The following is a 24867-nucleotide window of genomic DNA, read 5'->3' as shown; positions in this document are numbered from 1 at the left end:
ACAAGGCAGATGCAGTATACTATGCCCATCAGAAAAGTGATGAATTTATATGTATATTGGTCCCTATCAACTGTCAAATAATTTGATTGTCGCTCCTATGGCAGGTGTCACCGATCGTCCATTTAGAACCTTATGCAAGTACTTTGGCGCAGGTCATGCAGTCAGTGAAATGATGACTTCTGACAAGACCTTGCGCATGAGTAAAAAAAGCTTATATCGGGCGAATTTTGATGGTGAGCTGGCACCAATCTCAGCACAGATTGCTGGTTCTGATCCGCATGACTTAGCTGAGGCAGCACGTTATCAGGTCGCAAATGGGGCACAAATTGTTGATATCAATATGGGATGCCCCGCCAAGAAAGTCTGTAATAAGCTGGCCGGTTCTGCCTTGTTAAAGGATGAAGATCTGGTCGCACGTATTTTAGACGCAGTCGTTGCTGCAGTTGATGTTCCTGTGACTTTAAAAACCCGTTTGGGCTATCTCAACGGTCATGAAAATATCCTACGAGTTGCAAAACGTGCTGAAGACGCGGGGATTGCAGCGCTGGCATTACATGGTCGTACTCGTGAAGATATGTACCTCAATACGGCACGTTACTCCTTAATCAAGGAAGTGAAAGGGATGTTGAGTATTCCCGTGATTGCGAACGGAGATATTGATAGCCCTGAGAAAGCCAAATATGTACTGGACTATACAGGTGCAGATGCCATCATGATTGGCCGTGCTGCACAAGGACGTCCCTGGATTTTTCGTGAAATTGCACATTATTTAGAAACTGGAGAGCATCTTGCTGCGCCAAGTATTGCTGAAGTGAAAGATGTGTTATTAGGACATCTATCTGAGCTTTATGAATTTTATGGTGAATATTCAGGTTGCCGTATTTCGCGTAAGCATATTGCCTGGTATACCAAAGGACTACGTTCGAGTAATGAATTCCGTCAAAATATGTATCAAGTAGAAAACACTGCCGATCAATATAAAGTGGTGGAAAACTATTTTAATGGATTACTGGAACATGGACATATCATGAGCGATGTACAGGTGAATCTGCTAGAAACCAAATAAAAAGAGAGATTTCCTAGTTCTTCTAAAAGGTACTGTAGTAAATACAGTACCTTTTTTATCTTATAGCTAAAATTTTATATGCTTCCGTTACATTAAAGACTGTAGTGAACATAGCCGCATATTAAGTTCACTGAAACTGGACAGGATATGGACATTGTTTACGTGAAATTGCTCTAAGCTGAATTTCTAGCATGGCAAGATGTTTATTCAATCTTGTTCATTCTCATGATCAAGGGAGATCTATAATGACAAATACCAATCGTCCAGTTACAGACTTTGGCAATAAAACCTCGACTGAATTACCAGAGGAACGTAGTGACGCATTAAATCAAGATGCAACAGATGCCAGTGCTCGACCAGATTTGAATTCACCTCAAAAAGATAATCCTCGTGTACCAGATATGAATGAAGGTGAGGATAATGTACTTGCTACCAGTGCAGGTACTTTAGGCGGGGCAGCAGTTGGAGCGACTGCCGGTCTGGTAGGTGGTCCTCCAGGGGCAGTAGTAGGCGGTATCATTGGCGGTGTTGTAGGCGGTATTGCAGGGAATGATATTGCTTCACCTGATCATCCGAAACAGACGGATAACTATGAGCATCCAGAAAATCATCCAGAGGCAGATAATTATCAGCATCCGGACACGATTAAGCAGGAAGATGATTACTGGAGAACTGAGCATACCAACCGTCCGTATTATACGGAATCACGCACTACTTACAGCGATCTCGACTATGATCGTGACTATCGTGGTGCTTATCGGGTTGGTTATGAAAACCGTCCGCTATATGACCGTCAAACTGACTTCGAACATGCCGAACCTGAATTACGAACCAAATGGGAACAGGTAAAAGGTGAATCTCGTTTGAATTGGGAAGAAGCAAAATTTGCGATCAAAGATGCTTGGCATCGTATGACTCGTTAAAAGAACGATATAAAAAAACCTCTCTTTGGAGAGGTTTTTTTATGTTCTAAAATTAAATTTTGCTTTATTTTTGTTTCATTTCCAGCACTAACTGATTAATTAAATCAGAAGCTTCCATCTCACGAATTTGCGTCACATTTGAACCTGCCCAAAATGCGCCATAACCCTGATCACCATGTTTGGACGCTGCTGCATGTAACTGCTTGGCCAGATCATAAGTATATGGATAGGCAGGTACATCCAGACGATTAGGCGTGTCTACGTCTATGTGCCAGTGATTAATGATGCCACGCGCTGGACGGCCGGAAATGCTGGCACTAACTTGAGTTAGCGGCTTGGACAGTAGCGCTTTACGATAGGCGTCATTGGCATTGGAAGATTTGCATTGAACAAATGCTGTGCCCAATTGCACTGCTTCAGCGCCAAAGTCCATCATCTGACGGGCTTGTTCACCATTCATGATTCCGCCTGCAGCAACCACCGGCAGTGAAAAATGCTGTTTCATCAACTTGACCAGATTAGAGGTTTTGACTGAGGCATCAAACTTGGTACTAAAGATACCCCGGTGACCTCCAGCCTCAATGCCTTGAGCAATGATGATATCAATCCCTGCCTCTTGAATGGCTTTGGCCTCAGCAAAATTGGTGGCAGATACCATCGTCAGAATACCGGCATCTTTTAAGGCCTGAACCTGATGCGGGAGAGGAATGCCAAAATGAAAGCTGACCGCACATGGTCTGGTTTCTAGAACCAGATTCAAGAAATCATCATTGTCTTTAAAACTTGGGTAAATACAGTGTAATTGAGTGGGTGGATTAATTCCGTATTCAGCAAATTTATCTTTAAACTGGTCAATCCAGGCTTGGGCTACGTTTTCATCAAGAGGCTGACTGTCATGACAGAAAAAGTTAACCTGAAACGGACAATCTGTAAGTTCCTGAGTTTTTAAAATCTGCTGGCGCGCAGACTCTACGCTGCTGGCTCCCAAGCCCAGCGAACCCAGACCACCCTGATTTGAAACTTCCGCTGCCAGTTCAGGTGTCGAAACGCCTGCCATAGGGGCCAAGAAAATAGGATGTTTTATTCCGAGTTTTTCTAATAAAGACATAGATTTGCTCCCTGTTACTCTATCTACTTTGCCTATAGCCGCAAAATTAAGCAAATCATATTGGTTATTTTATTTTGAAATAATGCTGTATGGATAACGGTTCAATTACATTTCTTACGACATGAGATGTCGCCACAAAGACTGGAAAGCTATAGTGTATAGCGGGGAAAATTTATAATAGGTTTTTAGCCAACAACTTGCTGAAATCATGTCTGAACGTATCCGAGAAAAACTACAAATTTTAGCTGATGCTGCCAAATATGATGTGTCCTGTTCATCGAGTGGCAGTAACCGTAAAAATAAAGACAAAGGCCTGGGTAATACCGGAAACGGAATCTGTCATAGCTATACCGAAGATGGTCGCTGTGTCTCATTACTAAAAATACTGTTTTCCAATGTCTGCATTTTTGACTGTGCCTATTGTGTCTCTCGTCGTTCCAATGACGTAAAACGTGCTGCATTTACCGTGCAGGAAGTGGTCGATCTGACCATGAATTTTTATCGCCGTAATTATATTGAAGGGCTGTTTTTAAGTTCGGGAATTTTTAAATCAGCAGATTACACCATGGAGCGGATGTTGCAGGTGGTGAAAAAGCTGCGTCTGGAAGAAAATTTTAATGGTTATATTCATCTCAAAACCATTCCCGGAGCATCGCAGGAGATCATTACTGAAGCGGGTTTATATGTCGACCGGATGAGTATCAACCTGGAAATGCCAACCGAAGCAGGCTTGCAAAAGTTTGCTCCAGAGAAAACCCATACAGAAGTGCAAAAAGATCTGGGAATTGTACGGGATCGCTTAATCCAGTTGAAAGATGAACGTAAGATCATCAAATCCGTTCCCAAATTTGTTCCCGCAGGACAGACCACGCAAATGGTGGTCGGTGCGCATAGTGAAACGGACAAAGATATTATTTTGATGGCTGATCGGCACTACAAGGAATTTAAGCTGAAACGCGTGTATTTTTCTGGCTATATTCCGATTAATCCCGAAGAAAAAGCCTTACCTGCAATCGGCTCAGCGCCACCCTTATTAAGAGAAAATCGTCTATATCAGTCTGACTGGCTGATGCGCTTTTATGGTTTTGAAGCAGATGAAATTGTGGATGACCAGCATCCAAATCTGGATCTGGATATTGATCCAAAACTGAGCTGGGCTTTACGCCATCCGGAGGCCTTCCCGGTTGATATTAACCGAGCCGACTACAAGATAATATTACGCGTGCCTGGCATTGGAGTACGTTCTGCCAAAAAGATTGTACAGGCACGCCGTTTTGGTCAGATTCATATCGATCAACTAAAACGGATGGGCGTGGCGTATAACCGGGCGCAGCATTTTATTCGCTGTGCAGATACACCGAAATTTAAAAAGGAGCAGCAATCCCAGCAGATTCGCCAGCAGATTTTACAAGCGGGTCAGTCCAAATATCAGCAGCAACTGTCACCTCAACTAGGATTTGGTTTCTGATGGCACACTACTGTTTTGATGGCACCATGACCGGTTTATTAAGCTGTGTATTTCGGGCTTTTGAATTTAAAGAGTTTGATGTCAAAGTGACGGCTAATCCGCAGGCCCAAAATGGCCTATTCGATGATTTTATTCATGTGGCCTCGAATGAAAGTCATGGGCAGCGGGTCTGGCAAGGCTTAAAACAGAAAATATCATCCAGTAGTTTAAAAGCCTTTTATTATGCTTTTCTTTCTGAAAAAGAACAGGCATTTCAGAACCTGTTCGATTTTGCGGTCTATGTATTCCAAAATCAGCGGCCGGTTGATAAAGATTATGGCCATCATGCAGTCATCGGAATGTCACAATGGATGAAACAGGTCGGGCGTGAAAAGCATCGTATGGAAGCTTTTGTCCGCTTCAAAAAGGCCAAAGATGGATTGTTTCTCAGTCTGGTCAAACCGGATTTTAATGTACTGCCGATTATTTCCCGACATTTTAAGGAACGTTACCAAGACCAGCGTTGGCTAATTTATGATGAGCAGCGCCAGTACGGCATCTATTACGATTTAAATGATGTGCACCAGATAGAGATGAATGCAGAAATAGTTGATCCACAAATCCGGATTGGACATAGTCAGTCTTTTAGCATTGAACTGGATGATGAAGAAGTACTCTATGATCAGCTTTGGAAAGATTATTTTAAAAGCGTGAATATTCAGGCACGACAAAATATGAAGCTGCATATCCAGTATGTACCTAAACGCTACTGGCGTTATATGAATGAGAAAGTACTTTAAATAAAATCTTCGCCCAAGTTTAAGGCATAATGACAGCTAATATTTAGATCGAGTGTATAGATATGAAGGTATGGCTGGCATCATTAGCTATGGTAACTGGATTGGCTGCATGTTCAGCAGAGCAACAGAAAATAGCAGTAGATCCGGGTAAATATCAGGTTAAAAGTGCACAGGAATTACAGCAACGTTTTGATGATCTAAACAGTAAGTTGGCACAGGACTTTCAGCAATTTAAAAAAGTAGAAAGCATTGCCTTTTCTCATCAGTTGCCTTTGGATGTGAATAACCTGCAAACCTTGAATCAGCATCCTGTCAGCCGGACTGCGCTAAAATCCAGTAAAGTGGCCTATTGTGACATGATGAATGGTTATTTTGCTGAGATGTATCGCTTGGGGCATTATAATCTGAATCTGGTCGACGAAATTCAATTGCCTAAAGCCGAGAATGAAGACCTGAAATCCAATTTTGCATCTAGCGATCAGTTCTATACTTTTATTCTGGACCGTTATACGGCTTATCGTCAGGTTCAACAAACCATGAATTATGGTTGTAATCTAAAAGCTGCGTTATAAGTAGTAAGCTAAATAAAAAAGCCCATCGCAAAGATGGGCTTTTTTATTTAGCAACCAGTTAATTTTTCTGGTTGAGGTTTCTCACCGGGGAAGAAAATTGGACGAAGTTTTACACCCATACCATTTCCAAGGAATGCGAAGACCAGCCATAACCAGCCATGTACGCTGCCTGAAGCAATACCACTAAAATAGGCCCCGATATTACAGCCATAAGCCAGACGAGCGCCGTAGCCAAGCATCAAACCGCCAATAACTGCAGCAACCAATGAACGTTTTGGAATATTGAAGTTTGGAGCAAATTTACCTGCCAGACTGGCGGCCAATAATGCACCAAGCATGATGCCAAAGTTCATCATAGACGTAATATCGAACCAGAGCGATTCAGATAAGGCTTTGGCATTTGCTGGTTGCTGCCAATACGCCCAAGAGGCTACATCAATTCCAACAAAACTTGCAGATTTCGCGGCCCAGACAGCAAGGGCAGAAGTAACCCCCCATGGACGACCAGCCAGCGCCAAAGTAGCAAAGTTAAGCAGGGTTAAAATGATTCCGCCCCAGATTAATGGCCATGGACCACGCAAAAAGCGTTTCCAGCCCTGATGCTGGCTTTGAGGTTCAACTTCTAAATTGCCATGACGTTTCTTTTCAAAAAAGATAGTTACAGCAGCAATAACTGCAAAAATGATAAAGCTCAAAATGAGTGCAGGAATGACACCAAAACTTTCTACAATAGAGATAGGTGCGAAATGAGGTAGGTTAAACCACCAGTCAATATGCGAAGTCGCAATCAGTGAGCCGGCACAGAAGAAGAACAGGGTTACCAGCATACGGGCACTACCACCACCAACGGTATAAAGTGTGCCTGATGCACAACCGCCACCGAGCTGCATCCCAATCCCGAAAATAAATGCCCCGATTACCACAGAAAGCGAAACCGGACTGACAAAGCCTTGAACTGGATTACCGAACAGTTCACCTGCGCCTAAAGCAGGGAAAAATAGCAATACAGCAAGACCCAGCATGATCATTTGGGCACGTAAGCCACGACCACGACGTTCTTTAATAAAGACACGCCAGCTGGAGGTAAAACCAAACGAGGCATGATACAAGGTCATACCCAGTGCACCACCCACCAGAAATAATAGATCCTGGTTCAGACCTACGATGTGATAGGCACCGACAGTTCCTAATACAAGTAAAATAAAAGCCACCAAGACCGAGAGATTCGATCGCTGGGAAGACGCAGCAATAACAGACATGGGAGATCAAGTTTTAAAAATAAAGTCGCGTATATTACGTAATTTCTCACTAAAATGGGCTGATCTAGGGCTTCTAAGAGTTAATTAAACATTCTGATAACTGATAATAATTATGACTTTAAATGATATAAGGTCATGATTATTTCAAAAGATATCAGTTTAACCACAAGAATCATTTGCCTAATAGTAAAACGTATAAAAAGTTTAAAAGCCTGCAAAGCAGGCTTTTAAAGATCGAAAGCTTTAAAAATTAATTTTCAGCTTTCTCACGTACTTTGCCTGCACCTTCTTCAATAGCACCCGCAGTTGCAGCAGTCGCGTTTTTAGCGGCTTCAGCAGTGGCATCGGCTGCTCGAGAAGTCGCAGCTGCAGCTTCATCAGCAGCGCGGGAAGCATTTGCAGCCGCATTATCCATGGCTTGGTCAGTTTCCTGAGACGCCTCATGAGTGGCATCTTCCATATCATGGCCGGCTTGAGTAGCAGCATTTTCTAAATGTTCGCCAGTTGTCGCACCTGTTTCAGGATTTTCTTTCTTATTACAACCCACTAAAGCAACGGTTGCAGCTAAACCCAAAGCAACAAGTAATTTATTCATCGTGTCATATCCTTTGTAGTTGTAAGGTCGAAAACAGTCTAGCGAGTATTTATTTGAATTTATGCTAATAATTAGATCAGAATTTGTTCACTAAATGTAATTTTTATAAAGGCTTATACAATTTTTGCCAAATATAAATCGTCTGATTATTTGAATGTATTTTCTTACAACCCTTATATGGATTGCTTCTCACTGCTTATAAAGAATAAGTTTATCCGTTTTAATATGAGTTTTAGATGTAACAAAACACAACTATTTCCAGCTCAATTTTTGTCAGGCTAAAAGTAGAAGCCATAAAAAGCCCGCATAAAGCGAGCTTTTAAAACTTGAAAACTTATAGACCAGCAGACGCTTTAAGTGCTTCGACTTTGTCAGTTTTTTCCCAAGTAAATGCAGTATCTGAACCTTCACGACCAAAGTGACCATAAGCCGCAGTCTGTTTATACATGGGCTGGATCAGGTTCAACATACGGGTAATACCGTATGGACGCAGGTCAAAGTGCTCACGTACCAATTGTACGATCAATTCATCAGACACTTTGCCTGTATTGAAGGTATTGATTGAAATTGAAGTTGGCTCGGCAACACCAATTGCATAAGACACCTGAATTTCACATTTATCAGCAAGACCCGCAGCGACAATGTTTTTCGCAACATAACGGCCTGCATAAGCAGCAGAACGGTCAACTTTTGATGGATCTTTACCAGAGAATGCACCACCACCGTGACGGGCCATACCGCCGTAAGTATCTACAATGATTTTACGGCCAGTCAGACCACAGTCACCTACAGGACCACCGATCACAAACATCCCGGTCGGATTGATGTGGAATTTGGTGTCTGCATGGAACATGTCGGCAGGAATGATTTTTTTCACGATTTCTTCAATCACAGCTTCTTTTAAATGAGCTTGTGAAATTTCAGGATCGTGTTGAGTTGAAAGCACAACAGCATCTAGACGAACAGGCACGCCATTTTCATAAGCGAAAGTCACCTGGCTTTTTGCGTCTGGACGTAACCAAGGCAATGTACCGTTACGGCGTAATTCAGCCTGTTTTTCCATTAAGCGGTGCGCATAAGAAATTGGCGCAGGCATGAGTACATCAGTTTCACGGCTGGCATAACCAAACATCAAGCCCTGGTCGCCAGCACCTTGATCTTCAGGTTTCTGACGGTCTACACCCTGAGCAATTTCAGGAGACTGCTTACCGATCATGTTGATGATCGCACAAGTCGAACCATCAAAGCCAAGGTCAGAATGATGATAACCAATACTGTTAACGGTATGGCGGACAACCGCTTCAAAATCGATGTTCGCAGTTGTTGTGATTTCACCGGCAAGTACAACCGCACCTGTTTTTACAAGCGTTTCACAAGCAACCCGTGCGTATGGGTCTTCTTTTAAGATTGCATCCAAGATAGCATCACTGATTTGGTCAGCCATTTTATCTGGATGGCCTTCGCTTACAGATTCCGAAGTAAATACAGCGTACTCGCGCATAGTCCTATCACAGTTAAATTTAAAGACCCGATATGTTACATCGACTTGTGCTCTAGGACTAGCGCAACTCGACAAAATTGCACGAAATTGTTTCAAATTATTGTGCTTTTATTTGATTATTGGAATTAAAAAAACTGATATGCCTAATTAAACAGCAGGCTAGATTCATTTAATAAACTTAATAAATAGTCTGTGAATTGATAAGAGACGCTAATTAAGCAGTGATATTTCCAAACAAATTTGCAGAACTAAATACTAAGAAAAATATAAAAATTAGAGTGTTTAAAATATCAAGGAAAGTGATCATTCTATTAATAACTTAAGGCGGGTGTATTGATCATACGACAGACAGCCTTGCTGCAAATAGTACGACTCTGCATAGTAGCTTCAAGCCTTCAGAAACCGCCTGTCAGGAAGTGGCGAAATCTTTTGGTATGGACTTGTTTAAAAGACTGTACGGAGATGGAAAAGCATGTATCAAAAGGCGTTTACCTTGATTGAAGTCATGATTGTACTCACAATTATTGCCATTCTGGCGACAGTAGCAGGCATGAGTTATCACAGTTATGTCGTGCGAAGCCAACTAGCAGAGGTTTTTGAGCAGGCAGGTAGCTATCGAACTCAATTTATTGCCTCTGATGGTCACTGTGATGCAGGCCGTCAAATTGGCAGCGGAACCCAATATATTGAAAAAGTCGTGATCAATGCAGCTTGCCGGATTGAATTTAAGCTACGGCAGGATGGGATAGATACGGCAATCCGTGGCAAATCCATCGCCTTTGATGTCTATGGCGGCAGTTGTTCTTCGAGCGATATCAGTCAGCGTTATTTACCTAAAGAGTGTCGAGGACAATGATTTTCGTGGTATCGACTAGCCTGATTGAACTTCAACCTTTATCTTTTCATGTCTGATGATCTTGGGCAGACATTAGATATTCACATATGCATTTTTATGGACTGGAAAAAGATCACTTATTTAAGTCTGGATCTTCTGTTTTGACTCCTAGCTGGAGGTATCCTGAAGAGGAATTCAACATATTGTAAAAGTTTAATTTATAAAAAATAGTTAAGAATAATCCCAGATTTATCATCTTATTAGAATTTAACTTAGACTCTAGTCAATCAATGCACCTTAAAAGTGCAGAATATTTATCCGATAGGTAAATACAAGATCAATAAATTGATAAATATTGTAGGCTAGTCTTTACCCCTCGCTGTTTTTTTAAGACAATAGACGGCAGTTTTGAAAGTCTTTTCATCATTTCCTATTTCTTCTGAATTTATTTGGACGCTGATTTATGACAACCCCGCTTAATGAACGTCGTATTGCAAACGCAATTCGTGTATTGGCAATGGATGCTGTGCAAAAAGCAAACTCAGGACATCCAGGTGCTCCAATGGGGATGGCAGATATCGCTGATGTGGTTTGGCGCGAATTCTTAAACCATAACCCAACAAATCCGAATTGGGCTAACCGTGACCGTTTCGTATTGTCGAATGGCCATGGCTCTATGCTTCAATACGCACTTCTTCATTTAACGGGCTATGGTCTTTCAATTGAAGATCTTAAAGCATTCCGTCAACTTCATTCTAAAACTCCAGGTCACCCAGAATTGGGCTATGCACCGGGTATTGAAACAACCACTGGCCCATTAGGCCAAGGTATCGCAAATGCTGTTGGTTTCGCACTGGCTGAAAAAACTTTAGCAGCGCAATTCAACAAAGACGATATTAAAGTTGTTGATCACTACACTTACTGCTTCCTGGGCGATGGCTGCTTGATGGAAGGTGTTTCTCACGAAGCATGTTCTTTGGCAGGTACTTTAGGTCTAGGCAAGCTGATTGCTTACTATGACGACAACGGCATTTCGATTGACGGTGAAGTTGAAGGCTGGTTCTCTGACGATACAGAACAACGCTTCAAGTCTTATGGCTGGCAAGTGATCAAAGTTGACGGTCATGATGCTGATGCAATCCGTCAAGCCACTGTTGAAGCAAAAGCTGAAGCGAACAAACCAACCATCATCATGTGTAAAACAGTGATTGGTTTAGGTTCACCAAACAAACAGGGTAAAGAAGACTGTCACGGTGCACCTTTGGGTAATGACGAAATCGTATTGACTCGTGAAGCTTTAGGCTGGTCAGACGAAGCGTTTGTCATTCCTGAGGATGTATACGCAGCTTGGGATGCCAAAGAAAAAGGTTCACAAGCTGAAGCAGCATGGAACGAAACTTTTGCCGCTTATGCAGCAAAATATCCAACAGAAGCAGCTGAATTAAAACGTCGTCTTTCTGGTGATCTTCCAGCTGACTTCGTTGCAAAAGCAGATGCTTACATCGCTGAAGTAAATGCGAAAGAAGAAACCATTGCAACACGTAAAGCGAGCCAAAATACGTTACAAGCACTTGTACCTTCATTACCAGAAGTACTAGGTGGTTCTGCTGACCTTGCAGGTTCTAACCTGACACTTTGGAAAGGTGCACAAGGCGTACAGGACAATCCAGCAGGTAACTATGTTCATTACGGCGTACGTGAATTTGGTATGACTGCGATTGCCAATGGTGTAGCATTGCATGGCGGTTTCATTCCTTATGTAGCAACATTCCTGATGTTTATGGAATATGCACGTAATGCAGTACGTATGTCTGCGCTGATGAAACAACGTGTGATTCATGTCTACACTCACGATTCAATCGGTCTGGGTGAAGATGGTCCTACACACCAGCCAATCGAACAAATCGCATCTTTACGTGGTACACCAAACCTGAATACATGGCGTCCATGCGACACTGTTGAAGCAGCGATTTCCTGGAAATCTGCTTTGATGCGTTCAGAAGGTCCAACAGCGTTAATCTTCTCTCGCCAAAACCTGCCATTCCAAACGCGTACTCAAGCACAAATTGAGAATGTAGAGAAAGGTGGTTATGTTCTGGCTGAAGAAAAAGGCGAATTGAAGGCGATCATCATTGCCACTGGTTCTGAAGTTTCTCTTGCAATGGAAGCTTATGCACAGCTCGAAGGTGTACGTGTCGTTTCTATGCCATGTGCTGAAGAGTTCGTGAAACAGGATGCTGCGTATCGTGAAGCGGTTCTTCCTTCAAATATTCGTGCGCGTGTAGCGGTTGAAGCTGCGCATGTGGATTACTGGTGGAAATTTGTAGGTCTGGATGGCCGTGTGATCGGTATGACCACTTATGGCGAATCTGCACCTGCTAAAGACCTGTTTAAACACTTCGGCATTACAACTGAAGCTGTTGTAGCAGCTGTAAAAGAGATTACTGCTTAATCAACTGATTAAGTCGTTTTTTAAGGGCGCCCCAGTTTTGGGGCGTCTTTTGTTTTTCCGCTTTCTAGCCTTGTTTTCATGTGGCAACCGCTAAAAAGTGTTCTCCCATAATTGAAATGAAAGAGTGAGATAAACATGAGCTTGTATGAACAAATTAGTGATGAAATTACTTTAATGGATGCAGGCGAGCAGAAATGGATCGGGCAGGATCTACCCCTTGAAGCAATGGTTGCGGTTGAGCTATTACTTCAGGAAATGGCTGAAGAAAAAATCATTAAAGTACGTCGTAAGAACCATGAAAAGCATTCTGGTTTGAAACAGGTGGATCGTATTCTGGTTGAAAAACTTTAACAGAAAATACTAAAAGTCCCTGAATGGGGCTTTTTTTATGTCGGATGATTTTCATCTGGCAGTTGCTTATGAACATTAGATAAGATAAATCTAAGTTCGTGCCATCATAAAAACTTAATGACTCGTATCGTAAATAATTGACTTAAAGATAATTAAAGACATAAACCAAAGAAGTTACTCAATATGGAAATATCATCCCAGATCCAGATCAAATCTCTAGAGCAAATATCACAGCCGGAATGGCTGTTTTTATGGAAAGGCTATCAAACCTTTTATGAGGCACAAATTTCAGAAGAAATCAGTGAAAATACCTGGGCCAAGCTCACTAGTGCTGGACAGGACAATATGTACGGTTTTGCTGCACTGATTGATGAAAAAGTGGTCGGACTAGTTCATGTGGTTGAGCATGACAGTAGCTGGACCATGCGTCCTTATGCCTATTTGCAGGATTTATTTGTTCATCCGGATTATCGCGGGCAGGGCGTAGCACGTGCACTGATTCAGCATGTCTATGACGTAGCAAAGCAGCGTAATTGTGATCGGGTGTATTGGCTGACCCAGGAATCAAACCATAAAGCCAGATTGCTCTATGATAAAGTGGCCAAAAAAACCGGATTTGTCCAGTATCGCATGTCTTAAATGCTTAGATTTACACGAGAATTTACAATTTTATCGTTTCATAGTTGCAACAAAACGTTTTATCTTTAGGGATGTAAACGGTTCAAGATTCTATAAACTGAAGTTAATTCAGACGAGAGATAACAACATGAATTTGAAAACATTAACTTTAGGCTTGGTAGCCGCATCTATTGCAACTTTCAGCTTTGCAAAACCGGTGACTTATACAATTGATCCGAGTCATACTGCGACGGTATTTAGCTGGAACCATTTTGGGTTTTCTACGCCATCAGGCAATTTCTCTGATATTCAGGGTAAAATTGTGGTCGACAATGAACAGCCAGCAAAATCTTCTGTAGATGTGACCATTCCAGTTTCTAGTATTAATACCAACGTAACTGCACTGGATGACCATTTAAAGAAAGAAGATTTCTTTGATGCAGCCAAATATCCAAATATTACGTTCAAAAGTACTAAGGTAGAAACCAAGGACAAAAAGAACTTCAAGATTACCGGTAATTTAACCGTTAAAGGCGTGACCAAGCCAGTGGTATTGGATGCGGTGTTAAATAAACAGGGTGAACATCCGATGGCAAAAGTTCCGGCAATTGGTTTTAATGCCACAACATCATTTGACCGTTCTGCATTCGGCTTAGGCGCGAATGTTCCGCATGTGAGTGACAAGATTACTGTTCAGATCACCACTGAAGCGACCATTCCGGCAGAACCTGCAAAGAAATAAGATTTATTTCCATTCTGCATAAAAAGAAAAAAGCACCTTTATAAAGGTGCTTTTTTCTTGGGCCAATAGATGAGTTATGAATCAGAATTGGCATTTATCTGAAACTAAAAAATCTTAGCTATGATTCCATTAATCTATTTTGACAAACTTTCAATCATAAATATTTATCCAGTACCTTTGCTCAAGATACTATTTTTAACTGAGTCAGATATTGCTCTAGGACAGATTTAGAAGTGCTTTCCAGTGCAGGCGCAAATTGAAGATTGGCTGCCCGAAGAGCGGGGATATTAATTTTGGTTTGGCGTAATTCAGAGGTATGACCAACTAGCCACTTTTCCAGGCTATCGCCAGCGACTTCAGGATGAAATTGCAGAGCCAGAATATTTGATCCTAAGCGAAAAGCCTGATTTGGGTAGAGATTGGAACTGGCTAATAATTCAGCCTGTTCAGGCAGATCAAAAGTATCGCCATGCCAATGTAGCACTTCAATATTTTTCAGATGTTGCAGCGGGTTATTCTCAGCGGCTAGAAGACTAAGTTTAGACCAGCCAATTTCTTTGCTATGTCCTGCATAGACTTTAGCACCGAGTGCATGAGCAATGAGTTGAGCACCCAGACAAATACCTAAAGTGGGTAAATTCTTTTCTAAACGCACTTTAAGTAAGTCTATTTCTTGTTGTAAGAACGGGTAGTCCTCCGTTTCATAAACACCAATTGGACCCCCTAAAATAATTGTCAGACCTTTATATTCATACGCTTTACGCAGGTCATCAATACCGGCTTCAAAATAGCGAACACGTAATCCCAGCTGATAAAACACATCTTCCCAGGCACCTAGGTCTTCAAAAGCCAGATGTTGAATGGCATATACGGTATCAGGGAAGTGGTCAAGGTTCAGCATAGCAGTCAGGTCTAAATGGAAAATATTTATTTAACGTTATTCTGCAAAAAAATAGAAGTCTTTTTAATCCGCTGATTTAGCGTTATGTAGGTGATTCATCCGAATCGGCAACTCTCTGTAAGCCTATGACTCCGCTTTGTATCAATATGCAGCGATATTGTCCTTTTCTATAAGAATGGCGTTAGAGTAGAAAGCAGTGGATAATCATAAGAGGCAGGATAAGAAATGCACAATATCTGCTTATATGTCGATAAAAAACGTATCAGTCCTTATGCCATGTCGGTTTATGTGGCTCTAAAAGAGAAAGGACTCAACTTTCAGGAAAAAATGATTGATCTGGATCTGCTGGAACAGCAATCTTCAGCTTATCGTAAAATTTGTTCGAGTGGCAAAGTTCCTTGTCTGATCATTGATGATTTTCATTTATTTGAATCGTGGGCGATTACTGAATACCTGGAAGATGCTTTTCCGGCACCGGATTATCCTGCTTTATATCCTGCAGAGATGAAAGCCAGAGCAAAATGTCGCGCCGTTCAGGCTTTGATTAAAACTGATTTTTCCTCTATCCGGCAGGATATGCTTTCAACTTCGATCTTTGTTCCACCTAAAAGGCCTTTAATCGCATCGGCTGAAACCATGCAGGATATTCAGCGCTTACTGGCAATCACAGAAATTTTAGTTGAAGAGTTGTGGCTCACTGAACAATGGTCAATTGCAGACTTTGATCTAGCCTTTATGCTGCATCGTCTGCTTAGTCATGATGTTGAGCTTCCCGAAAAAATTCAGGCTTATATCCAGCGTAATTTTCAGCGATCTTCAGTGCAGTCCTGGATTTTGGAAAATGAAAAATTGAGGACTCATGCTGAGTTTTGATTCTATGTCCGGTAGAGAGGTTAATTTAATAATTTAAGTACTAAGTTTGCTTAATGAATAGACATGGATATTTTAAAAGAGAGCCAAGTTATACAAAAAATTGCTTAAATATCAGCAGAGCAAGCGTAGTATAGAAAGTATAGGTAATAAGAAGTTGCTAAAACTTAGAATCAAATTCAAATGAAAAGGAGTATAAGGTGGGTGGATCACATCATCATGATCATAGTCATGTAGAAGTTAGTGCCAAGAATGCCAAAAAACTGTCCATCGCCTTAGCCCTGACGACAGCCTTTTTAATTGTAGAAGTTATTGCCGGTTTTATGACTCAGAGTCTGGCCTTGCTTTCTGATGCAGCACATATGTTTACCGATGCCGCTGCATTGGCGATTGCACTGGCTGCGATTAAGATCGGGCAAAAACCCGCAGATGATAAACGTACCTTTGGCTACCAGCGATTTGAAATTCTGGCAGCTTTGTTTAATGCGATTATGCTATTTCTGGTGGCGATGTATATTTTGTTCGAAGCTTACCAGCGCCTGAGCCATCCCCCTGAAATTGAAAGTCTGGGCATGTTGATTGTCGCCATACTTGGACTGGTCATTAACCTGATCTCCATGAAAATTCTGGTTTCTAGCAGTCAGGAAAGCTTGAATATTAAAGGGGCTTATCTGGAAGTACTGAGTGATGCACTGGGTTCGGTGGGTGTCATTATTGGCGCAATCATCATCTATTTCAGCGGCTGGATGTGGATCGATACCGTGATTGCAGTCATGATCGGATTCTGGGTCATTCCACGGACATGGATTTTATTGAAACAGAGCATCAATATTCTGCTGGAAGGGGTTCCCGATGAAATCGATATTGAAAAACTGCGCCATGACCTACTGGCGCTAGACGGTGTTGAAGATATTCATCAGCTAAAAGTCTGGGCGATTACTTCCAAGAAAGTCATACTGACCGTTCATCTGGTTGCGCCAGAAGTTGACTATAAAAAGTTGCATCAGGAGGCGTTTGAGATGTTGCATCATGAACATCACATCACCGAGATGACATTGCAAATTGAAGCAGAAGATTGTCCCCCAGAACAGCATCGGCAATCAGCCCATTTGCATGAGCATCATAGGCATAAAGAAAGCCATCAACATTAAGTTTGAGAAATTTTGCCATCACACTTAATGTATTTTTAAACTTCGATCTTTTATTTCAACCTTTTAATAATGAAACAATTACATTTTTATAACTCGGTGGCGCTTTCACGTAATTGCGCTCTCGCAACATCTGATGCATTTTGGGCAGATTTTGATGCGGAACAGAGGCCATTAAATGATGTTCTATATGATAATTTACATGAATCGGTGCAACGAAAGCACGCGCTAGCCAGCCTGCACGGGTGGTACGGGTATTAGTCAGTGCAGAATGGCTGGTTTCCAGGCCTGCATGTTCAGCCATTGCCCGGATACGAATAAAGAGTGGGAAAGGAGTGATATAAGCTAACGGCCACAATAAATAAAGTTTCGGATGACCGCTGGCCCAAAGTGCAGAAAATAGGGCAGCATTAGAAATCAGCATGCCCGAGCTATTTTTTAACAGATTCTTTGCCAGTTCCAAGTTACTGCGATTACCCCGAGGAATTGGTTTCGGATCATTGGAAACACTCCATTCCAGAAGTTCTAAATCCATCAAGACTCGGCCAGCCAGAAATTTCAGGCCAGATTGACCATTTAGATCTCTAAAGAATTTTCTGAATAATGATTGTTTAGTAATTGGAAAGTTTTTGACCAGACCTAAATCTGGATCATCAGGTTGAGAGGTGCGGGCATGATGTTTCAAATGATATGGTCGATATTTGCCGACCTCATTCCAGATCGGACGGGCGCATAGCCAGTCAGTGAAGTGTGTGTTTAGCCACTTGGTTTTAAACAAACTATGGTGTGAGGCGTCGTGCATCAAAATGGCCATAGCGAGTTGGCGACCCGCCAGAATGGCTAATGCCAAGGCACACATCAATATTTTTCCCCAGACTGGTAAATATTCCCAGCTATAAGCAATTGTGCCAAAGGTCAAAACAATCACAGCCCAAGTTGAGCCCACTGCCAGAGCCCCCTGTAAGTCGGATGGGGTGGTCAGCTCCCTGATTTCTTCACGGCTAAATAGCTCTGTGACACTCACTTTACTGTTCATTATTCTGCCTTGATCTAGTTCTTGTATTTCTTGTCACTATATTTGAATTAAAATATTACAGTCAATTTATTTTTGTGAGTGTATAGGAAATAAATTATACGCCTTGCTGCTGAAAATATTGCTGCCATAACTGCTGGCCTTGTTCTTCCATACGCCGTACAGCCAGTTCAAATTTTTGTCGGGCTGGAGCGTCTAGCCATTCTTCAGGCAATAGCGGATCTGCACGCAGACTAAATACAGCAGATTTTGCCAGATAAAAGGCAGTTTTAGCTGATTCAGCCAAGGATAACTGTTGATGGTTTTCAAACCATTGTTCAATTTCCTGACTGATATTCAAATAAGTTTGATGCAGGCCATGAATATCCCAAAGTGCAGATACATGGGTGTGCTGATCGATCTCGCTAACCTGAAAAAATCGTGCGCCTTGATCCAGACCAAACTTGACGGCTGCTGATTTAAGCTCGTTCAAACCAAGTTGCAAATTGTCCGGGCGGATAAACACGTTCTGTTCCAGTTCCTGAAATCCATAATAACGCAGGGCTTTTTCCCGTTTAGATAAGGCCGTACGATCTACTCGCCCCAAAGCACCGGTATAAACCAGAATGTACTTACCATCCCAAGCCGTAGCGGTCTGCATATTGGGATGTTTGTTCAGGCTGATAAAAGAAGTATCAAATTTTTTTTCAATTAACTGATAAATGCCGCGTTCTACTGACTGAATGATCTGATCCTGATTGAGTCGTGCGACTGCAACCCGCAAGCTGTTGTCAGAGATTCCTAATAAATCTGCTGCACATAACATCTGTTTGATGCTAACAGTAGAGTTATGTGAGGCATAGAGCAGGTCTAGCACCAGATGTCGGGCATTCAGTTTATAAGTCATGAAACTAGATCGTGATTAGAAAATGAGAAATTGGAAACTTTTTGTACAATAGCATTTTGAATAGGAAGAACCAAAGAGGAATACGACTAAAGTGTTTGTATATTCAGGCAATTAATTTTAATTAAAGACAACGTATATGGATAAAAATGACTAGATAAGGTGTTGGTTTTCTACTGAGGCACAGTATTTCACAGTCAATAAGCTGGTCTAAGCAGCAAGTCAGCGAAAAAGACGTGAATCTGTTTTTATTTTTTTATTCTTGATTATTTTTAATCCCAGCTCCCTAGGGAACTGGGATTACCTAAAAAATTAAAGTGAAGTGTTAGTTATAACTGCTTCAAAATTGGGTATATGAACAAGAAAAAGATTTCTTACTCACACAAATTACCCTACATATTCGGGTAATTCGGACCACCGCCACCTTCCGGTGTTACCCAGGTGATATTCTGAGATGGATCTTTGATGTCACAGGTCTTGCAGTGTACACAGTTCGCGGCGTTGATCTGGAAGCGTTTCGAACCGTCATCATTTTCCATGATTTCGTAAACACCTGCCGGGCAGTAGCGCTGTGCAGGCTCATCCCATTTCGGCAAGTTGACATCTACTGGAATCGAAGCATCGGTCAGTTTTAAATGTGCCGGCTGGTTTTCTTCATGCACCGTGTTCGATACAAACACAGAAGACAGACGGTCAAACGTCAGCTTACCATCCGGTTTTGGATAGTTCGGCTTGAAGTTCACTGCATCAACTGTTTTCAGAGTTTTAAAGTCTGGCACTAAATCATGGAGCGTGAACGGCACTTTAAACACGTTCTGGTCGATGAAGTTGAATGCACCACCCATCCATTGACCGAACTTGTGCATCGCAGGGCCAAAATTACGCGCGCTATACAGCTCTTCTTTCAACCAGCTGTTGTTGAACTTGTCTGTATAAGATGTGAGTTCTTTTACAAAGAAGTCTTCACCCTCAGTCACACGCGCAATCGCCAGATCACCGCCTTTTTTTACACCGGCAGCAATCGCTTCAAATACCGCTTCACCGCAGAGCATGCCGGACTTCATGGCAGTGTGTGAGCCTTTGATCTTGGCAAAGTTCAGGAAGCCGGCATCATCACCGATTAAAGATCCACCCGGGAAGGTGAATTTCGGCAGAGAGTTAAAACCACCTTTGGTTACGGCACGCGCACCATAAGAAATACGTTTACCGCCTTCCAGATACTGTTTGATCAGTGGATGGGTTTTCCAGCGCTGCATTTCCATGAATGGATACATGTGCGGATTTTCATAAGAAAGATCCACGATCATGCCCAGAGTCACCTGGTTATTTTCAGCATGGTATAACCACCAGCCACCTGAAGAACCGGTTTCAGATAAAGGCCAGCCTGCACCATGCATTACCAGACCTGGTTTATGCTTGGCAGGATCAATTTCCCAGAGTTCTTTAATGCCGATCCCGTAGTGCTGCGGATCAGCATCTTTATCCAGATTGAATTTTTGGATCAGGCGTTTACCTAAATGACCGCGACAGCCTTCAGCAAAAATGGTGTATTTGGCATGCAACTCATAACCTGGTGCAAAGTTATGCGTCGGTTCGCCATCTTTGCCAATCCCCATATCACCGGTTTGAATACCTTTCACCGTACCATCTTCATGATACAGAATTTCTGAAGCAGCAAAGCCCGGGAAGATCGATACTTCCAGCTCTTCGGCTTTCTGGCCTAACCAGCGCACCACGTTACCCAGTGAGATCACGTAGTTACCATCGTTATGCATAGTTTTCGGCACCATCCAGTGCGGGGCTTCTTGTGATTTTTCATCTGAAAGAAGGAAGAAAGTTTTGTCTTCTGTCACTGGCACATTTAAAGGTGCACCTTCTTCTTTCCAGTTCGGGAATAGTTCGTTCATGGCACGTGGTTCAAGCACAGCACCCGAAAGAATATGTGCACCGACTTCGGAGCCTTTTTCTACGACACAAACGGACAGACCATTTAAATTGTTTTCAATTGCAAGTTGACGGATCTTGATTGCAGCAGACAGGCCGGCAGGGCCCGCACCTACGATCACAACGTCAAACTCCATCGATTCTCTAGAAATATCTTCCATAATAAGAAATCCTGTTTCGCTTAGCGGTATTTTACCACAGTGAAAAAGTTTTTAAATAGAAAGTTGGGAATTGATTATGAAAAAAGCCTCCTAGGAGGCTTTTTCTAAAACGGATTAAGATTTCTGAGGATCGTAGAGTTTTTCTTTGATGAACAGGGCAGGAAGCAGACCACAGATAAAGTATGCAGCACCCATTACTAAGAAGCCAAGACCGATCGAACCGCCTGTTGCCAGATAACCAATCGTAGCTGGCGCAATCGCTGCACCTAAACGACCGACATTATATGCACCACCAATTGCTGTGCCGCGTACGTTGGTTGGGAAGCTTTCAGTCATATAAGTCGCATTCACACCATATGGAATACCATATAGGAAACCGAAGATCACCAATAAGTATAGAATGTTGTCTGGTGAATTATAGAATACGATCAGTGGTAGGAAGATCGCAGTACCAATTGCACCGAAGGCATAAGTAAAACGACGTCCGAATTTATCTGCCATTAAGCCTGCAAGGATTTTACCTAGAATCATCGCAGTATACGTACCCACCATGTAGGCAGTCATTTCCTTGAACTTCATACCGAGTTCACTTTCAAGGTATGTCGGCATCCAGTTGTTAACGCCATAGTAACCAAACTGAAGGAAACCGGCAGTCAAAGCCCATAAGATAAACATGTTACGGTTTTTCTTATCTTGGAAAATCAGCTTCCAGGTCGACTCAGCAGGTTTGTCAGTCACTTCAACTTTCTTGAAGCGGTTTTCTTGCCATGCCGCTGGTTCTGGTACCAGAATGTGCATCAAAATAGCCAAGGCAATTGGAATCGCAGCTACATAGAACAGCATGCGCCAGCCGTGATCTGGAATTAACCAGCCCGCAAGCAAAGTCGCAACGATATAGCCAACTGTCCAGCCAGCCTGTAATGTTCCTAAAACAGTTGTACGATATTTAGTTGGCACGTACTCAGCCATTAAAGTATTCGATGCAATATACAAAGAACCTAAGCCAAGAGAAGCGAAGAAACGTAATGCACCAAATTGAGCAAAGCTTTGGGTAAAACCAAGACCACAAGTCAATGCCGAAAATAAAAGGATTGAGACAACGACGGTACGTACACGACCGAATTTATCACAAGCCCACCCTCCGAATATACCTCCAACTGCCATACCTGCAAGGGTAAAGCTTCCGAGCATCCCAGCTTCGACAGAGGTTAGACCAAATTCAGCTTTAATACTGTTTAAGCTGTAGGAAAGCAGCATTAAATCCGCACCATCGACCAGCAGGGCGAGGAATGCAAAGATAAATGCGATTTTCCAGGTATTTGGGCCAATTTTTGAAATTGTATTCGTTATAGCCATCATCCATTACCTATAAAAAAGGCCTGATCGCAAGGAGAGTTGATCAGGCCAAACTTGTTACTGAGTCGCCTCGCGAATCATATTGCGAGCAATAATGACTTGCTGGATCTGCGTGGTTCCTTCATAAAGACGGAATAAACGCACATCGCGGTAGAAGCGCTCAATTGCATATTCACTGATGTAGCCCGCGCCACCATGGATTTGCACACCACGGTCAGCGACACGGCCACACATTTCTGTTGCAAACATTTTTGCGCAAGATGCTTCAGTACTTACGTTCTGGCCGGCATCACGACGACGCGCTGCATCAAGCACCATACATTTCGCTGCATAAATTTCAGCTTTAGAATCTGCCAGCATGCCCTGGATCAGCTGGAAGTTGGCAATCGCCTGACCGAACTGCTTACGTTCAACGGCATATTGCAATGAATCTTCCAGCATACGGGTTGCAGCACCCACGCTTAGTGCGGCAATGTGGATACGGCCTTTATCCAGAACCTTCATCGCAGTTTTAAAGCCAACGCCTTCTACACCGCCAATCAAAGCTGATGCAGGGATACGGCAGTTTTCAAAGATCACGTCACAGGTATGTGCGCCTTTTTGGCCCATTTTCTTGTCACGTTTACCCAGTGAAATACCTGGTAATTTGCTATCAACGATGAACGCTGAAATGGCAGCAGCGCCTTTCAATTCTGGGTTGGTACGAGCCATTACCGTGAACACACCCGCATGTGGGGCATTGGTAATGAAACGCTTGGTACCATTCAGAATGTACTCATCGCCATCTTTTACAGCAGTGGTTTTAAGCGATGCTGCATCAGAACCAGAATCCGGTTCAGTCAGACAGAAAGAACCAATGATTTCACCGCTAGCCAGTTTTGGCAGGAAGTGCTGTTTTTGCTCTTCAGTACCATCGATGATCAGGCCAGACGCGCCGATACCGTTATTCGTACCGATCAATGAGCGGAAAGCAGGGGAAGTGCGGCCCAGTTCAAAAGCGATATAGACTTCTTCTTCCATGGTCAGGCCAAGACCGTCATATTCTTCAGGAATGGTTAAACCAAATAAGCCCAACTCTTTCATTTGTTGCACGATTTCTGCAGGAATTTCATCCGTTTCTGCAACAATTTCTTCATTTGGGATTAATACGCCTTCTACAAATTGGCGAATCATATCTACCAACTGGTCTAAGGTTTCCTGATCACGAATCATGTCCTAACTCCGTATCTAGGATTTCGTTCTGTCCACATCTTGTCCAATGTGAATAAAAACTCATCACTAAGCTAAATTTATGCGGATACTAATTAAAATTAAAACAAGGATCAATATATACGAAAGTATATTTCGCTGTGCGATATTTATGTTTTGATTTAAAATTAGATTTAAATAATTGATTTAATGTGATTAATGCTATTTTTAAGGCGTTATAAAATATTTTTTGTTCAAATTTGAATAGTTTACTTTGAACGAAATTTATGTATATTGTTAATTAAATACCGCTGTGCGAAATGAGAAGATTATGGAAAGCACTGAAATTTTAAAATTGACTATACAGGAAGATGGCGTCGCGATTGTTCAAATCCATCGCCCGGAAGCACGTAATGCCTTGAACCTGGAATTACGTCAGCAACTCTCTGAAGCATTTCAATACCTTTCAAAATTAGATGCTGTAAAAGCCATTGTTTTGACCGGCGGTGAAAAGGTTTTTGCTGCGGGTGCAGACATTAAAGATTTCACCACTGCTACTACAGCCCAAATGTATTTACGCCATACTGAACAGTATTGGCAGAGCATTACTGACTGTGCAAAACCGATTATTGCAGCCGTGAATGGCTATGCACTCGGTGGTGGCTGTGAACTGGCCATGCATGCGGACATCATCATTGCCGGTGAAAATGCCAAATTTGGCCAGCCAGAAGTGAAGCTGGGCTTGATGCCAGGTGCAGGTGGGACACAACGTTTACTGCGCGCGATTGGTAAATATCAAACCATGCTTTGGGTGTTGACCGGTAAACTGGTGAAAGCTGCTGAAGCTGAGCGTATGGGCTTGGTTTCTGAAGTCGTGGAAGATGAAAACACTATTACGCATGCCATTGAAATTGCTCAAACCATTGCGTCTTTCTCTCCAATTGCAGTGCAGCAAATTAAAGAAGTGACCAATCTTGGCCAAGATCAATCTTTACAAGGTGCTTTGGCATTGGAACGTAAAGCTTTCCAGATTTTATTTGATACCAAAGATCAGAAAGAAGGCGTGAATGCGTTCTTTGAAAAACGTCCTGCACAATACACTGGAGAATAAGAC

General features: G+C 42.3%; 23 protein-coding genes. 13 read left to right on the top strand and 10 right to left on the bottom strand.

All coding sequences use genetic code 11. The features are described from left to right. The first annotated feature begins 49 nt into the window (after positions 1-49). The gene (dusB, locus tag FTV14_RS06780; RefSeq protein WP_180053602.1) at positions 50-1066 is read left to right on the top strand and encodes a tRNA dihydrouridine synthase DusB; all 1017 of its coding nucleotides are present in this window, start codon (positions 50-52) and stop codon (positions 1064-1066) included. Positions 1067-1311: 245 nt separating this feature from the next. Beyond that, complete coding sequence (locus FTV14_RS06775) at positions 1312-1989, top strand: hypothetical protein (protein ID WP_125279326.1); 678 nt, start codon at positions 1312-1314, stop codon at positions 1987-1989. A 64-nt stretch (positions 1990-2053) separates the two neighbouring features. Here FTV14_RS06775 and FTV14_RS06770 read toward each other — a convergent pair whose 3' ends face one another. After that, entirely contained in the window at positions 2054-3097 is a 1044-nt protein-coding gene (locus FTV14_RS06770) for a nitronate monooxygenase family protein (protein ID WP_180053601.1), read from the bottom strand. 208 nt (positions 3098-3305) lie between these two features. On the opposite strand from FTV14_RS06770, the gene FTV14_RS06765 reads away from it, so the two are divergent. From FTV14_RS06765 to FTV14_RS06755, 3 genes are all read left to right on the top strand, one after another. Beyond that, positions 3306-4565, top strand: coding sequence for a putative DNA modification/repair radical SAM protein (locus tag FTV14_RS06765; protein WP_180053600.1), 1260 nt, complete (start codon positions 3306-3308; stop codon positions 4563-4565). Continuing rightward, complete coding sequence (locus tag FTV14_RS06760; protein WP_166135143.1) at positions 4565-5344, top strand: TIGR03915 family putative DNA repair protein; 780 nt, start codon at positions 4565-4567, stop codon at positions 5342-5344. The genes FTV14_RS06765 and FTV14_RS06760 overlap by 1 nt, the downstream gene beginning before the upstream one ends. 62 nt (positions 5345-5406) lie before the next feature. Continuing rightward, positions 5407-5916, top strand: coding sequence for a hypothetical protein (locus tag FTV14_RS06755; RefSeq protein ID WP_179993375.1), 510 nt, complete (start codon positions 5407-5409; stop codon positions 5914-5916). A gap of 47 nt (positions 5917-5963) precedes the next feature. Here FTV14_RS06755 and FTV14_RS06750 read toward each other — a convergent pair whose 3' ends face one another. The 3 genes from FTV14_RS06750 to metK all read right to left on the bottom strand — a co-directional run bounded on the left by FTV14_RS06750 (position 5964) and on the right by metK (position 9271). Then, positions 5964-7175, bottom strand: coding sequence for a YeeE/YedE family protein (locus tag FTV14_RS06750; RefSeq protein WP_180053599.1), 1212 nt, complete (start codon positions 7173-7175; stop codon positions 5964-5966). 250 nt (positions 7176-7425) lie between these two features. Next, positions 7426-7770, bottom strand: a complete 345-nt coding sequence (locus FTV14_RS06745; RefSeq protein ID WP_004786283.1) for a hypothetical protein — start codon at positions 7768-7770, stop codon at positions 7426-7428. Between the two features lie 334 nt (positions 7771-8104). Next, complete coding sequence (gene metK / locus FTV14_RS06740; RefSeq protein ID WP_004786281.1) at positions 8105-9271, bottom strand: methionine adenosyltransferase; 1167 nt, start codon at positions 9269-9271, stop codon at positions 8105-8107. Between the two features lie 472 nt (positions 9272-9743). On the opposite strand from metK, the gene FTV14_RS06735 reads away from it, so the two are divergent. The 5 genes from FTV14_RS06735 to FTV14_RS06715 all read left to right on the top strand — a co-directional run bounded on the left by FTV14_RS06735 (position 9744) and on the right by FTV14_RS06715 (position 14269). Continuing rightward, entirely contained in the window at positions 9744-10127 is a 384-nt protein-coding gene (locus FTV14_RS06735) for a prepilin-type N-terminal cleavage/methylation domain-containing protein (protein WP_159123753.1), read from the top strand. A 442-nt stretch (positions 10128-10569) separates the two neighbouring features. Beyond that, entirely contained in the window at positions 10570-12558 is a 1989-nt protein-coding gene (gene tkt / locus FTV14_RS06730; RefSeq protein WP_180053598.1) for a transketolase, read from the top strand. 135 nt (positions 12559-12693) lie between these two features. Next, positions 12694-12909: a hypothetical protein gene (locus tag FTV14_RS06725; RefSeq protein ID WP_004786275.1), complete on the top strand. Its 216-nt coding sequence runs from the start codon at positions 12694-12696 to the stop codon at positions 12907-12909. 183 nt (positions 12910-13092) lie between these two features. Next, positions 13093-13548: a GNAT family N-acetyltransferase gene (locus FTV14_RS06720; RefSeq protein ID WP_180053597.1), complete on the top strand. Its 456-nt coding sequence runs from the start codon at positions 13093-13095 to the stop codon at positions 13546-13548. A 127-nt stretch (positions 13549-13675) separates the two neighbouring features. Continuing rightward, the gene (locus FTV14_RS06715; RefSeq protein WP_159123750.1) at positions 13676-14269 is read left to right on the top strand and encodes a YceI family protein; all 594 of its coding nucleotides are present in this window, start codon (positions 13676-13678) and stop codon (positions 14267-14269) included. Between the two features lie 181 nt (positions 14270-14450). Here the strand turns inward: FTV14_RS06715 and FTV14_RS06710 are convergent, their stop codons facing one another. After that, on the bottom strand, positions 14451-15170 hold the full coding sequence (locus FTV14_RS06710; protein ID WP_180053596.1) for a glutamine amidotransferase: 720 nt from the start codon (positions 15168-15170) through the stop codon (positions 14451-14453). Positions 15171-15395: 225 nt separating this feature from the next. On the opposite strand from FTV14_RS06710, the gene yfcF reads away from it, so the two are divergent. Next, positions 15396-16043: a glutathione transferase gene (gene yfcF / locus FTV14_RS06705; RefSeq protein ID WP_180053595.1), complete on the top strand. Its 648-nt coding sequence runs from the start codon at positions 15396-15398 to the stop codon at positions 16041-16043. 197 nt (positions 16044-16240) lie between these two features. Continuing rightward, positions 16241-17191, top strand: a complete 951-nt coding sequence (locus FTV14_RS06700; RefSeq protein WP_180053594.1) for a cation diffusion facilitator family transporter — start codon at positions 16241-16243, stop codon at positions 17189-17191. Positions 17192-17246: 55 nt separating this feature from the next. On the opposite strand, the gene FTV14_RS06695 is transcribed toward FTV14_RS06700, so the two are convergent. The 5 genes from FTV14_RS06695 to FTV14_RS06675 form a co-directional block, all read right to left on the bottom strand. Further along, on the bottom strand, positions 17247-18224 hold the full coding sequence (locus FTV14_RS06695) for a fatty acid desaturase family protein (protein ID WP_180053593.1): 978 nt from the start codon (positions 18222-18224) through the stop codon (positions 17247-17249). Between the two features lie 94 nt (positions 18225-18318). Further along, positions 18319-19107, bottom strand: coding sequence for a PaaX family transcriptional regulator C-terminal domain-containing protein (locus FTV14_RS06690; protein ID WP_005235191.1), 789 nt, complete (start codon positions 19105-19107; stop codon positions 18319-18321). 389 nt (positions 19108-19496) lie between these two features. After that, the gene (locus FTV14_RS06685) at positions 19497-21209 is read right to left on the bottom strand and encodes an electron transfer flavoprotein-ubiquinone oxidoreductase (RefSeq protein WP_180053592.1); all 1713 of its coding nucleotides are present in this window, start codon (positions 21207-21209) and stop codon (positions 19497-19499) included. 114 nt (positions 21210-21323) lie between these two features. Continuing rightward, positions 21324-22565, bottom strand: coding sequence for an MFS transporter (locus FTV14_RS06680; RefSeq protein ID WP_125279311.1), 1242 nt, complete (start codon positions 22563-22565; stop codon positions 21324-21326). Between the two features lie 57 nt (positions 22566-22622). Next, the gene (locus FTV14_RS06675) at positions 22623-23777 is read right to left on the bottom strand and encodes an acyl-CoA dehydrogenase family protein (RefSeq protein WP_166135179.1); all 1155 of its coding nucleotides are present in this window, start codon (positions 23775-23777) and stop codon (positions 22623-22625) included. A gap of 307 nt (positions 23778-24084) precedes the next feature. Here FTV14_RS06675 and FTV14_RS06670 point away from each other — a divergent pair, with 307 nt between their 5' ends. Next, positions 24085-24864: an enoyl-CoA hydratase gene (locus tag FTV14_RS06670; RefSeq protein ID WP_180053591.1), complete on the top strand. Its 780-nt coding sequence runs from the start codon at positions 24085-24087 to the stop codon at positions 24862-24864. Positions 24865-24867 lie beyond the last annotated feature (3 nt).

Origin of the sequence: Acinetobacter sp. YH12236 (assembly GCF_013417645.1) — a bacterium.
Taxonomy (GTDB): domain Bacteria; phylum Pseudomonadota; class Gammaproteobacteria; order Pseudomonadales; family Moraxellaceae; genus Acinetobacter.
The sequence above is the reverse complement of the archived record's forward strand: the minus strand, read 5'-3'. Positions and strand labels throughout refer to the sequence as shown.